Annotated in this window: 10 protein-coding genes and 3 tRNA genes; 4 read left to right on the top strand and 9 right to left on the bottom strand. The window is 63.6% G+C overall.

What is annotated here, in order from left to right:
- Positions 1–3 precede the first annotated feature (3 nt).
- The 3 genes from ACM3N8_RS04010 to ACM3N8_RS04000 are packed head-to-tail and all read right to left on the bottom strand — an operon-like array spanning position 4 to position 3,474.
- On the bottom strand, positions 4–2,196 hold the full coding sequence (locus ACM3N8_RS04010; protein ID WP_290017048.1) for an FAD-dependent oxidoreductase: 2,193 nt from the start codon (positions 2,194–2,196) through the stop codon (positions 4–6).
- Positions 2,196–2,789, bottom strand: a complete 594-nt coding sequence (locus tag ACM3N8_RS04005) for a carboxymuconolactone decarboxylase family protein (protein ID WP_290017047.1) — start codon at positions 2,787–2,789, stop codon at positions 2,196–2,198. Before ACM3N8_RS04005 ends, ACM3N8_RS04010 begins: the two co-directional genes overlap by 1 nt.
- Before the next feature lie 10 nt (positions 2,790–2,799).
- Positions 2,800–3,474, bottom strand: coding sequence for a DUF1499 domain-containing protein (locus tag ACM3N8_RS04000; protein WP_290017046.1), 675 nt, complete (start codon positions 3,472–3,474; stop codon positions 2,800–2,802).
- Between the two features lie 51 nt (positions 3,475–3,525).
- Between ACM3N8_RS04000 and ACM3N8_RS03995 the strand changes: the two genes are divergently transcribed.
- Positions 3,526–4,083 (top strand): peptide-methionine (S)-S-oxide reductase, encoded by a 558-nt coding sequence (locus ACM3N8_RS03995; protein ID WP_290017045.1) that lies wholly within the window; start codon positions 3,526–3,528, stop codon positions 4,081–4,083.
- A 4-nt stretch (positions 4,084–4,087) separates the two neighbouring features.
- On the opposite strand, the gene ACM3N8_RS03990 is transcribed toward ACM3N8_RS03995, so the two are convergent.
- The gene (locus tag ACM3N8_RS03990) at positions 4,088–4,366 is read right to left on the bottom strand and encodes a peptidylprolyl isomerase (RefSeq protein WP_043138524.1); all 279 of its coding nucleotides are present in this window, start codon (positions 4,364–4,366) and stop codon (positions 4,088–4,090) included.
- An 82-nt stretch (positions 4,367–4,448) separates the two neighbouring features.
- Entirely contained in the window at positions 4,449–4,823 is a 375-nt protein-coding gene (locus tag ACM3N8_RS03985) for a hypothetical protein (protein WP_042872451.1), read from the bottom strand.
- A gap of 593 nt (positions 4,824–5,416) precedes the next feature.
- On the opposite strand from ACM3N8_RS03985, the gene ACM3N8_RS03980 reads away from it, so the two are divergent.
- Complete coding sequence (locus ACM3N8_RS03980) at positions 5,417–7,192, top strand: autotransporter assembly complex protein TamA (protein ID WP_274452240.1); 1,776 nt, start codon at positions 5,417–5,419, stop codon at positions 7,190–7,192.
- 76 nt (positions 7,193–7,268) lie between these two features.
- Positions 7,269–11,054 carry a translocation/assembly module TamB domain-containing protein gene (locus ACM3N8_RS03975; protein ID WP_416015476.1) on the top strand — a complete coding sequence of 1,262 codons (3,786 nt, stop codon included), beginning with the start codon at positions 7,269–7,271 and terminating at the stop codon, positions 11,052–11,054.
- 126 nt (positions 11,055–11,180) lie between these two features.
- Here the strand turns inward: ACM3N8_RS03975 and ACM3N8_RS03970 are convergent.
- The 3 genes from ACM3N8_RS03970 to ACM3N8_RS03960 form a co-directional block, all read right to left on the bottom strand.
- Positions 11,181–11,265: transfer RNA gene (locus ACM3N8_RS03970), tRNA-Tyr, on the bottom strand.
- 52 nt (positions 11,266–11,317) lie between these two features.
- Positions 11,318–11,402: transfer RNA gene (locus ACM3N8_RS03965), tRNA-Tyr, on the bottom strand.
- 52 nt (positions 11,403–11,454) lie between these two features.
- A tRNA-Tyr gene (locus tag ACM3N8_RS03960) sits at positions 11,455–11,539 on the bottom strand.
- 125 nt (positions 11,540–11,664) lie between these two features.
- Between ACM3N8_RS03960 and ACM3N8_RS03955 the strand changes: the two genes are divergently transcribed.
- Positions 11,665–12,174 (top strand): VC2046/SO_2500 family protein, encoded by a 510-nt coding sequence (locus ACM3N8_RS03955; protein WP_098985185.1) that lies wholly within the window; start codon positions 11,665–11,667, stop codon positions 12,172–12,174.
- Between the two features lie 102 nt (positions 12,175–12,276).
- On the opposite strand, the gene hpf is transcribed toward ACM3N8_RS03955, so the two are convergent.
- On the bottom strand, positions 12,277–12,618 hold the full coding sequence (gene hpf, locus ACM3N8_RS03950; protein WP_043138515.1) for a ribosome hibernation-promoting factor, HPF/YfiA family: 342 nt from the start codon (positions 12,616–12,618) through the stop codon (positions 12,277–12,279).
- Positions 12,619–12,753: the final 135 nt, after the last annotated feature.

Genomic DNA, 12,753 nt, shown 5'->3' with positions numbered 1-12,753 from the left:
GGATCAGGCGCCGCGGCGCCAGCTATGATAACGGGCCAGCAGGGCCAGCACCCGGGTGGGCTGATGGGCCCGCTTCCACTCACCGGCCAGGTACTTGTTCCCCTCCATCAGGGTGGGATAAGCGTGTATGGTGGCGAGGATCTTGCCAAGCCCCAGCCGGTGGCGCATGGCGAGCACAAATTCGGCGATCCGCTCGCCGGCGTGAGTGCCCACTATGGTGGCACCCAGGATCTGGTCCTTGCCGGGCACGGTCAGCACCTCGATAAAGCCGTGGCGCTCCCCGTCGGCGATGGCGCGATCCAGCTCGGCCAGTTCGAAGCGGGTCGCCTCGAAGGGGATACCCTCGGCTTCGGCCTCCTTGCGGTTGAGGCCGACCCGGGCGATTTCCGGCGTGGTGTAGGTGGCCGCCGGGATCACCCTGTAGTCCGCCTTGAACCGCTTGAACTGACCGAACAGGGCATTGACGGCGGCATACCAGGCCTGATGGGCGGCAACATGGGTGAACTGGTAAGGGCCGGCTACGTCCCCCACCGCCAAAATGCTGGGGTAGTTGGTGGCCAGAAAACCATCGACGGCCACAGTGCCGCGGGGCGCCAGTTCCACCCCCAGTGCCTCCAGCCCGAAGCCGCTCACATTGGCGACGCGGCCCAGCGCCAGCAGCAGTTGATCCCCCTCAATCACTCGCACGTCATCGCCCCGGCGCAGTTGCAGCCGAATGGGCAAGGCGCTTTGCGCTTCCCCTGATTGCGGCTGCGGGTCTGATGCCTGCTCCTCCTCTGGCCGATAGTCGACCCGTTCGGCGCGCCAGCCGGTGAGCACTGTGACACAGTCACGGGTCAGTTGGGATTGCAGCGCGTCGGCCACCTCCCGCTCTTCTCGTGGCAGCAGCTGATCGGCCAGTTCCACCAGCGTGACCGGCACGCCGAGCAGGGCAAGGCTCTGGGCCAGCTCGCAGCCGATGGGGCCGCCGCCAAGCACCAGCAGGCGGCGCGGCGGGGTGCGCAGCTGCCAGACGGTGTCCGAGGTGAGATAAGGCACGTCGGCCACTCCTGGCAGATCCGGCACCCAGGGTCTGGCGCCGGTGGCGAGCACTATATGGCGGCTGGCAAGGCGCCGGCCGTTCACCTCCAGCTCCCAGGGGGAGACCAGTGTTGCCTCCCCGGCGATGCACTCCACCCCCAGCGCCCGATAGCGTTCCATCGAGTCGTGCGGTTCGACTTCCTTTACCACCCTGGCGACCCGTTCCATCACGGCGGCAAAGTCGGCGCGGGCCTGGCTCGGACTGAAGCCCAGCTCGCTTGCCCTGCGTTGCTCGGCGGCAAAGCGGGCGCTTCGGATCAGCGCCTTGGAGGGGACGCAGCCGCTGTTGAGGCAATCACCCCCCATCTTGTGTTTCTCGATCAGCGCCACCTTGGCCTTCACCGCCGCGGCGATATAGCTGGTGACCAGACCGCCGGCGCCGGCCCCGATCACCAGCAGGTTGTAGTCATAACGGGCAGGCTTTCGATAGGGGGCATGGAGGCGGCGCAGGGCAAGCTGTTGCATGGCGCGCCTGATCAAGAAAGGCATCAGCCCCAGCAGGGTCAGCGCCACCATCAGGCCGGGGGAGAGGATATTGCCCGTGCTGGTGAGGGTCGCAAGTTCGCTGCCCGCCAGCACATAGACGAAGGTGCCGGGCAGCATGCCGAGCTGGCTCACCCAGTAGTAGGTACTGACTCTGATGGGGGTGAGCCCCATCAGCAGGTTGACCAGAAAGAAGGGGAAGAGGGGGATGAGGCGCAGACTCAGCAGGTAGAAGGCGCCGTCCTTCTCCATCCCGGCCTGGAAGGTGGCCAGCTTGTCGCCAAAGCGGGCCCTGACCCAGTCGCGCAGCAGGAAGCGGGCGCTGAGAAAGGCCAGGGTGGCGCCCAGGGTGCTGGCAAAGGAGACCAGCAGCAGCCCCCAGCCGATCCCGAATATTGCGCTGCCGCCCAGGGTCAGCAGGCTGGCGCCGGGCAGGGAGAGGGCCGTGCTCAGCACATAGAGGACCACGAACATCAGGGCGGCGCTGACGAAATGGCTATCGACCAGGGCGGCCAGCTCGGCCTGGCGGGCCTGCAACTGGGCCAGGTTCAGGTAGCGGCCGAGATCGAATGCGAAGAAGGCGCCGATGAGGCACCCCATCACCAGCAGGAGCAGCAGGCGGGCCCGTGTCATCAGGCGTCCTTGCCGGGTTGCTGATCGGGGGCCGCGGCGGGGCGCTCGGGTTGCACCGGCAGCTGGCAGAAGCCCTGGGGGGCTATGTCGAGGGCCGCATTGAACTTGGCCGACATGTTCTGGAAGGCGATGAGGCCGGTCAGCTCCACCATGGCATCGTCGTCGAACCAGGGCTTGAGGCGCGCAGCCTGTGCGTCGCTCACCCCATCCAGGCCTGTCATGGCTTCTGTGTAGTCGAGCACCGCCTTTTCCCGCTCATCGAACAGGGGGCTGCTGCGCCAGTGGGCCAGCGCCTCCACCTTGGCGCTGGAGCCGGCCCGCTTGATGAGGGTCATGGCGTTGATGTCGACGCAGAAGCGGCACCAGTTGAGCTGGGAGACCCGCACCGTCACCAGGGAGCGCAGCACGGGATCGATGGGCGAGCGCTTGCGGTTGATGACGCCGTAGAGAGTGGCCACGGCGGCAAACAGCCATGGCGAGCGGCCCCAGCATTTGCCCGGGATCAGCACCTGGCCGTAGTTGCGTTTCTGCAGCCAGAAAAAGGGGCGGATGAACCAGGCATATTCCCGATCTGGCTTGACCTCGACGCGCATTGATTACCTTCTATTGCTTCAAATTGGGTTTGTAGGCCTGACCGAGCCGCTCGTTGAGGCGAGTCAGAAACTCCTCGATCCGTGCCCGGTTGGTGCCCAGATCACTGCGCCCCTGACGGGAGGCCGATCGCATGTCGATGCGGGTCTCTTTAGGGCCGGCAAAGACCCGCAGCGCCACGTCATCCTGAAAACCGAACCAGCCGGTGGTGGCCACCGCATCTAGGCCATCCTGGCTTGGTCGCACCTGCCAGCCCAGCTCCTCCATCAGCTCGTTCGCCTCGGTGATCACCTCGATCGGGGAGGCGCTGGTATAGAGAGGACCGGGTTTGCTCTCGAATGCTTTCAAGGGGGCCGCATTGATGGGCAGATCCTGCGCCGTTCTCAGCTCGGCGGCCCAGCGCAGGGGCGGCGGGTTATAGGGATCCGTGCTGATGTCGTTGAGCGGCGGCATGCGCAGTGCCTGCACCAGAAACAGCAGGGGCAGCAGCAGCGGGGTTATCCCCCACAGGCCAGGGACCTTGCGCCGGCTCCAGGGCAGGCGGACCAGCAACAGGAGCGATATCAGCGCACCGAGCAGACAGAGGGCGAACCCCAGCCACCAGGGCCAGAGGTGAAGGCGGCTGCCGAGGGCGCCAGCGAGGGGCAGCAACCAGGCCAGCAGGGGCCACCACAAATAACTGGGCATAACGGGGATCCACTGGTTATGATGGACTAGTGCCCAGAAGGATAAACTTAATTGACTGATAACGTTAGTAAATTTATCTCAATCCTGCTGCTTTTCCCAAGCGCTTCGCTGTGGGCAGATACAGCAATGCTGGCGGCGGGTGACATGTGGCGCGCCGAGATCGTCTATGAGGCCGTGCCCGGGGTGACGCGGGTCGAACCCGGCTATGTCATTCCCTTGCCCGAGGAAACCACGCCTGCACAGGGGGCGGCGCGCCGCCAGGCGGTGCGCATCGATTACGATCCGGCCCTGGTGGGTTATGGGGATCTGCTCAATGTCTTCTGGCAGCTGGTGGATGGGCACGATGGTGGCGGGCAATATTGCAATCGCGGTCAGGAATTTGTCCCGGCCCTGCTGCCCAGGGATGACTATCAGTGGCGTCTGGCCCAGGTGAGCCTGACGCGCTGGCAGGCGCTGCATGGCCGCGCGAGCCGGGTGTCGCTCTGGCCGGATAGCCGCTTCACGCCGGCACCCGAGATGGAGGACTGGGCGCAGCGCCATCCCTGGCGCTTCGGCTTCTATGCCCGCCGTTGCGGCGGCTGGCCGGTGACATTGACACCCGAGCCCTGAGCCATCAGTTGCGGTAGAGCACCTTGATGAGGTGAAAGCCGAACTTGGTGCGTATCGGGCCGAGCACTGTCAGCAGTTCGCCCTTGAACACGGCATCGTCAAACGGCTTGACCATGTCGCCCTTCGAAAACTCCCCCAGATCCCCCGAACGTTTGGACGAGGCACAGGTGGAAAAACGCTTGGCCATCTGACCAAAGTCGGCCCCCTTGGCAAGTTTCTCCTTGATCTCCAGACACTGCTTCTCTGTCTTGACCAGGATGTGCTGGGCACAGGCTTTCTTCATGATGTTGGCGCTCCTCTGCGGCGGGCAAATCGGGGCGCAAGATTACTCCAATTCCCGCCGCGCGTCAGCCGTCATGCAGGGATTAACTGCGGGCGCGGGCGCCGAGGCGGGCCCTTGGACGCGATTGCCACAGGATCTCCAGCCCCAGCAGGGCATGCAGGCTCCAGATGGCCAAGGGGTTGAGCCAGTCGCCCCCCAGTTGCAGGGTGGCCAGGGCGCAGCCCGCCAGCAAGAGGGTGATGCCCGGCAGACGCCAGTGCGCCGGCAGGGGCGCCAGCATGGCCATGCCCAGCAGTATGGCGAGCCCGAACGGCAGATTGAGGGCGGTAAAGGCCAGCGCCTGCTGGCCGTTCATGCCGGTCAGCAGGGCAAGCAGGGCACTGCAACAGGCGAGAAAGGTGATGAACTCGAGTCGGTCGGCAATGTAGTCAGCCATCTGTTCGCTGCGTGCATGCATGATGTGTCTCCTTCGGTTGAGAGCGTCGGGGGCGACGGGCCCCTGGACTCATGACGCCGGTGCGGGCGATGCGTTTTCTTTGGTAGATGAACCCAGTGTGGGCGAGACGAGCGGCGGGGGGCAGCGGGATAAATCGATTGAGGCGAACGAGGCTTTGATTATTCAGATTCAACCAGTTGATTTTTATCATCTAAATAAGCTTTTGATCGAACAGGGAGGCAGGGGCTCAGGGGGCAGGTAGCGGGCCGGCCGTCGTCATCTTGACCAGTTGCCGACAGTTGATGTCGCGTGGGCGAGGGGGCGTTGGCGCAAGGGGGAGGCGAGACGAACCGCCGTTTGTGATGCCTGTCATGGCCTGATGGCTGAGGAATGGCCCTTTTTTACCCACAATGGCATAAGTCTGTGGGGCAGGCGGGAGAAAAGTGAGCAAGCCGAGCGGCAAAGGCTTCAATAATAGGGCGAATTTCGATGTCGCTCCGCTCTGATGTTGCACCGGGGATATGCTAGGATGAGGCGCGCTTGCCATCGAGTGAGCCTCATATTCATTCTAAATATTGCATTATTTTAATCATGTTCTTCGGGGAAATTGACGTTTGACAGGATGCAATCCGCCCCTGCCTGCAGGGATCTCATCGCCCGGACGGGTTTTCCGTCGTGGGCTCCGCGCGCTGGGCCTGAGCCTCTGTCTGCTGCTGTTCGTCACGCCGGCCATGGCGGCCAAACTCACCTATCAGATCAAGGGTCTGAGAGGGGAGACCAAGGATAACGTCGAAGCCTATCTCAATGCGCTGCCTGTCTATCAGGAGCGCCAATACCGGCCGGCCCGCGCCAAGATCACCGAGAGCGTGCAAAAAGCCCTGCAGGTCTATGGCTACTACCAGCCCAAGATCACCCTGAGCCGCGACAAAAAAGCCCCCGCCAGGGTGGTGGTCGAGGTGGACGCGGGCAAGCCCGTCATCATCTCCCGCCTCGACATACTGCTGGAAGGGGACGCGGGCAGCGACGAGATCTACAGCGAGCTGCTGGACAAGCTGCCCCTGAAGGAGGGGGATCCCCTCAACCACGGCAAATACGAATCCATCAAGGCGGATCTCGGCAGCCTGGGGCTGGCCCGCGGCTATTTCGACGCCAAGATCAGCAAGAGTCAGGTCAAGGTGTTCCCGGATCAGGGCACGGCCGAGATCTACATACTGTTTCGCTCCGGCCCCCGCTATCACTTCGGCGAGATCCACTACGACGCCACGCCGGAGGCGCTGCGCCTCATTCGGCCGCTCATCAACATCAAGAGCGGCGACCCCTATCTGGCGATCCGGCTGGCCGAGATGTCGCAGGATGTCTCCTCCACCAAGCTGTTCAAGCAGGTGGATATCAAGCCCATGATCAGCCAGGCCGAGGGCAACCGGGTGCCGGTGCAGGTGACCCTCTCCAACCGGGTCGACCACGAGATCGAGACGGGTATCGGCTTTGCCACCGACGTGGGCCCGCGCATGAGCGCCACCTGGGAGAAGCCCTGGGTCAACCGCTACGGCCATCGCCTCAACGCCACCGCCAAGGTTTCGCAACCCGAGGCCGAGCTGAGCTTTGACTACCAGATCCCGGTGGGCAACCCGCTGCGGGATTACTACTCGCTGCAGGCGGGTTATCAATACAAGGACAGCAACGATACCCGCTCCGACCTGACTACCGTCAGCGTGCACCGCTGGAAGCGGCGGCCGGAGAGCTGGGACAGAGACGTCTTCATCCGGCTCGAGAACGAGATCTATACCCAGGGCGCCGACGAGGGGAACAGCTTGCTGTTGATCCCCGGTGTCTCCTGGTCGCGGCTGCGGGTGCGCGGCGGTCTGGTGCCCGACTGGGGCGATCGCCAGCAGCTGACCCTGGAGTTTTCCGACCCTTACTGGGGCTCCGACATCAGCTTCGTGCGGGTGTGGGGGCGCAGCAAGTGGCTGCGCACCCTGGGTGAGGATCACCGCTTCCTGCTGCGGGCCGAACAGGGCGCCATCATAGGGGACAGCTTCTCGCTGGTGCCGCCTTCCCTGCGCTTCTTCACAGGTGGTGACCAGACGGTGCGTGGCTATGGCTACGAGACCATATCGCCGCGCGGCAGTGACGGCAAGCTGCTGGGGGGCCGTTACGTGAGCGTCGCCAGCGCCGAATACAACTACCGCTTCAGCGACAAGTGGCTAGGCGCCCTGTTCGTGGATGGCGGGACGGCCACGGTCGACTACAGCGAGGCCTGGAAGATAGGCACCGGGATCGGCGTGCGCTGGGTCACCCCCATAGGTCAGGTCAGGCTCGATCTGGCGGTGGGCATTTCCGAGGAAGACAAGCCGCTGCGACTCCACTTCGCGCTGGGGCCTGAATTATGATCCGGTTTGAACCCACTCATTCTCTCTGTTTTCTTTCCTGGCCGCTGCGGCTGCATGTTTCGCGGGGGTCTGCGCTGTGATCTGGGTAAAACGCATTTTTCTCTGGCTGATGGGGCTCGTCTTCCTGCTGCTCATCGGCGTCAGCCTGCTGGGCTTCACCCATCAGGGCAACAAGTGGCTGTGGCTGCAGGCCAGGGCGGCGCTGCCCTCCCTCAAGGGGGAGCTGGTGGCGGGCCAACTCGGTTATGGCTGGACCCTGGAAGGGGTCGGCTGGCAGGACGAGCTGGTGGATGTCACAGTCGATCGCGCCGTGCTGGACTGGGATCTGGGCAAGTTGTTGCAGGGCAAGCTCTGGATCAAATCCCTGACGGTCACCCACCCCGTGGTCAAGGTCGCCGAGTCAGAGCCTGTGCCGGAAGAGCCGTCAGAGCCCTTCGTCTGGCATCCGCTGCCCCTCAGGATCCAGGTCGACAGCCTCAAGGTGGCGGATCTCGATCTGGCGGTGCCCGGTGTGGGTGTGACTCTCAAGTCCCTCGACATAGGCGCCACCCTCAGTCGCAAGGGGCTCATAGTGCGCGGGCCCGTGCTGGACGGTCTGAACGTCACTCTGGCCGAGACACCGGCTGCCGATGCCGCCAAACCTGCTGCCGGCAAGGCAACCTCTCAAGACAAGGCTGCGGCCAAGTCGCCTGTCACCGCCAAGGCGAAGCCGGCGGATGAGAGCAAGGCGCAGAAGGCAACCAAGGCGGCACCCATCGAGCTGCCCGCCATCCGGCTGCCTTTCCCCATCCAGCTGGAAGGATTGCAGGCCACGGCGTTTCGCTATCAGCAAGGGGAGCTGATCGAAGGGCTCGACACCCTGCGGCTGTCGGCCAGTGCCAAAGAGGAGCGCATCGAGGTGCGTGAGCTCTCCCTGCGCCATGCCATGGCGGATCTGGCGCTCAAGGGCCATGTCCGGCTGATCGAGGACTATCCGCTCGAGTTGACCCTGGATGCCAAGGCCCGCAAGGGGCTGCTGGATGGCGAACTCAAAGGGCAGCAGGCGACCCTGACCCTGGGTGGCTCGGTAGGCAAGCTGGCGCTGGCATTGCAAGCCAAGGGGCCTGTGGCCGCCAACCTCAAGGGATCATTGGCCGCCCTCAACCCTGACTTGCCGTTTGACTTGGGGCTGGAGTGGAAGCGCCTCGGTTGGCCGCTGCACAAACCGACTCAAGATGAGCCCAGCTATCAGCTGGACAAGGGCAGCCTGACCGCCAAGGGCAAGCTCTCCGGCTATCAGTTTGCCTTGAATACCGCCGGCAAGGGCACGGACGTGCCCCCCTTCAAGCTGGCGCTGACGGGCAAGGGGGATCTGGCACAACTGCACCAGATAAACCTGCTGCTCAACGCCCTGAAAGGGGAGCTCAAGCTCGATGGCAAGCTGGCCTGGGACCAGGGGGTTCGCTGGCAGGGCACCACGGAGTTCAAGGGGATCAATCCGGCCGAGCTGGTGCCCGAGCTCAAGGGGTCCCTGGCGGGCAAGATTGCCAGCCGTTTCGAACTCGATGACGCCGGCCATTGGCAGCTGCAACTGCCCGAGCTTAAGGTGGACGGCAAGCTCAACCAGTATCCGCTGGCCATCAAGGGCAGCGCGAGCGGCAACGACAAGATGGAGTGGACCATCCCCGCGCTGGCGCTGCAAAGCGGCCCCAACCAGTTGCAGGCCAAGGGCAGCCTGAGCCAGCAGACCTGGAAGCTGGACGCGGATATCGATGCCCCCAACCTGGCCGGGCTCTACCCCGGCCTGAAGGGGGACATCAAGGGGCAGGTGCGCCTCACCGGCAATCAGCAGGCACCGCGGGTCACCACAGATCTGGCCGCCAGCCGGCTCTACTATGCGGGCACGGATCTGAAAGGGATTGCCATCAAGGGCAATGTCCTGGTCGGCGACAAGCCGGCCGGCGAGCTGGCGCTGACGGTGGCGAGCCTGGCGCAGGGTGCCAACGCGCTCAGCCAGCTGGCCCTGAACCTGAGCGGCGACCTCAATCAGCATGTCTTGTCGCTGACCATGAAGGGCGATCCCGTGGCCGCCAACCTCAAGCTGAGCGGTGGCCTGCGCGGGGATCGCTGGCGCGGCGCCCTCGGGGAACTCAAGTTGAAGACGCCGCTGCGCCGTTGGGAGCTGACCGCCCCCTGGGCGCTGGACCTCGATCTGCCGCGCCAGCGGCTGACCATGGGGGATCTCTGCCTGGGATCTCAGGGGGCCAGCCTCTGCGTCAAGGGCAGCCAGGTGTCGGCCCAGCAGGGCAGCCTCGAATTTGCCCTGAGCGGCTTCGATCTCAAGCGCTTGCGCCCCTGGCTGCCGGACAACTTCCGCTGGCTGGCGGTGCTCTCCGCCGATGGCCGGGCCAGCTGGCGAGGCAACCAGCCGACCCTGCACGCCACAGTGCGTACCACGCCGGGCACCCTGGTCGCCGATGAGCTCAAGACCGACTACCAGCGCCTCGAGCTCGGGGTCGATTTCGAGCGTCAGCAGGCGGCGATCCGGCTCGACTTCGTCTCCAAGCAGATAGGCACTATCGATACCGATATGCTGATCAAGGATCCGTCCGGCCGTGGCCAGCTGTCGGGTCAGCTCAAATTTGACGATCTCAAGCTGACCACCTTCGCCCCGCTCATCCCCGAGGTGCGCTCTCTGCAGGGGATCATCTCCGCCGATGCCCGCTTCGATGGCACCCTGGCCGCCCCCCTGCTGTTTGGTCAGCTCAACCTGCTGGATGGGGAGGTGCAGACCCATTCCGACATGGTGACCCTCTCCAAGCTGGTGACCCGGCTCAAGATCGAGGGCAACCGGGCCGAGCTCGACGGCACCATGCTGGTGGGCAAGGGCCCGCTGGCGCTGGGGGGCTGGCTGAGCTGGGCCAGGATGCCGGTCAGCGGCAGCCTCACCATTCAGGGCAAGGAGCTGGAAGCCCAGTATCCTGGCATGGGACGGGTGCGGGTCTCCCCCGACATCGCCATCTCGCTGGGAGAGGAGACCCTGATCACGGGTCAGGTCGACATTCCCTGGGCGCGGATCCTGGTCAAGAGCCTGCCCGAGAGTGCGGTGGCCGTCTCCGACGACGTGACCGTGGTCTATGACGATCTGCCGCCGCTGCCGAAGACGGCGCCGCTGCCGATGGCGATCAAGCTGGCGATCCGGCTCGGTGACGACGTGCGGCTGGAGGCCATGGGCCTCAAGACCAAGGTGGGGGGGGGCATCAACATCCGCCAGGAGCCGTCCCGGCCGCTGGCGGGCAACGGCCAGCTGGTGCTCAATGATGGCCGCTTCAAGGCCTATGGCCAGAACCTCATCATCAAGGATGGCCGCATCCTCTTCTCCGGCCCCCTCGATCAGCCCTTCCTCAACATAGAGGCGTATCGGGATCCCGATACCATAGAGGACAAGGTGACGGTGGGGGTGCGGGTGACCGGGCCGGCCAGCAAGCCCAAAATCACCGTCTACTCGGAGCCGCAGATGGCCCAGTCAGAGCAGCTCTCCTATCTGCTGCGCGGCAAGGGGCTGCAGACCAGTGGCGAGGATGGCGGTTTCAACGGTCTGCTGGTGGCCGGTGCCGTCAGCCAGGCCAACGGCGTTGTCTCCAGTCTGGGGGAATCTCTCGGCATGAGCGATGTGGCGCTCGATACCGCCGGCAGCGGTGACAACACCCAGGTAACCCTGTCGGCCTATCTGCTGCCCGGCTTGCAGTTCCAGTACGGGGTTGGTGTGTTCAGCCCCATCGCCGAGTTCAAGCTGCGCTACGAGCTGATGCCCAGACTCTACCTGCAGGCCATGAGCGGGGTGGCCCAGGCGGTGGACATCTTCTATCGTTTCACCCTGTAAGGCAGGTTGATGCAAAACGGGAGGCTCAGGCCTCCCGTTTTTTTATGTGAGTTGTTGAATGCGGCTCGGCCGGTCGCGCCTGGCCAGAAATGCGAAAACCCGGCGCAGGCCGGGTTTTCTGAAGGGTGGTGGAGGGAGAAGGATTCGAACCTTCGAAGGCAGAGCCGTCAGATTTACAGTCTGATCCCTTTGGCCGCTCGGGAACCCCTCCACGGGGTATTGCCAATTTTTATCCACGACTCGCGCCGTGATTGCACTTGAAATGGTGGAGGGAGAAGGATTCGAACCTTCGAAGGCAGAGCCGTCAGATTTACAGTCTGATCCCTTTGGCCGCTCGGGAACCCCTCCACGGGGTATTGCCAATTTTTATCCACGACTCGCGCCGTGATTGCACTTGAAATGGTGGAGGGAGAAGGATTCGAACCTTCGAAGGCAGAGCCGTCAGATTTACAGTCTGATCCCTTTGGCCGCTCGGGAACCCCTCCACAAGTGCGAGGCGCATACTAACAGATCTTCCGCTGTTGTGAACCCCTTGGCGGGATTTTTCCTGCTCACAGGATCCGATTTGCGGCCGATAAGCGATGAAACCACCATTTCCAAGAGTTATCTCATGCTACCCAGCGCGATACGTGATCAGCTGTTGGTTGACGAGGCCCAACTGGGGCAACGTCTCAACCGGGATCTCCAGCACGGCGACAGGGCCGACTTTCGTCTGCACCTGGCCCTGCTGACCGACGCTGTGGAAGAGCAGCCCTGGTTCGATCCGGCGGCCGTGTCCAGACCGGATCCCCAGGATTGGCGCAGCCGCTTTGCGCTGCCGGCGGTGGCCCCCCTGCAAGGGGGTGAGGACGACGGGGAGGGTGTGCGGCTCAACGAGCGGCTGCAGCAGGGGGGCTCCATGGTGGATGTCAGGCTCTGGCTGGCGCTGCGCTCGCCGCCCTTGCTGGGCCCGCAGCCGGCGCTGGAGCCCGCCGTGTATGACAACCTCTCGCCCCTGGGTCGCGAGCGCTGGCAACGCAAGCTGGCGGATCAACCGAGGCGCGACGATCCGCTGCTCATGCTGCCCATACTGGATGCGCTGCAACAGGGGGTGGATGCCCGCCTGCACTGGTTAAGCTGAGACGGGGCAAGGAGGGGGGGAGTACCGGCTCGCGGCAACGTCAGGATGCAAAAAGGCGGGAAGATCCCGCCTTGGTATTTGATTCGTGTGATGTGCGGCAGATTATGCGTCGGCTTCATCCGCTTGGGGGACGACGTCCTTGGCACTGGCGGCCGCACGACGGGCCATGGGCTTCTCGATGTGGCGGTTGAGCTGACGTTCCAGCTTTTGCCCCAGTTCGGTGATGGCGGCGTACATATCCTCGTGTTCTGCCTGGGCAAACAGTTTGCCGTTGGGGATGCCAGCACTGGCTTCAACGATAAACATCAGACGCTCTTTGGAGACAATCACATGGGGTGTGATAAGAGGCACCTGAAGACGTTCGAGCTTTTCAAAGCGGGATTCAATGCGCTCGCGGATAGCCGGGGTGATGTCGATGATTTTGCTGGTAATTTCGATTTTCATATTGGCCCCCTTCGGGTCGTCTTGCTTGTGTCTTCACCTTCAGATTACTCATGGCGGAATATTGAAATGTGATCTGTGTCACGAAATGAATCCTTTACTATCACGCGACTTATAAATTGTGATCTTTTCCCGTTC

This window comes from Aeromonas sp. A04 (assembly GCF_047780465.1).
GTDB lineage: Bacteria > Pseudomonadota > Gammaproteobacteria > Enterobacterales > Aeromonadaceae > Aeromonas > Aeromonas bestiarum.
This window is presented reverse-complemented; position numbering and strand designations above follow the sequence as displayed.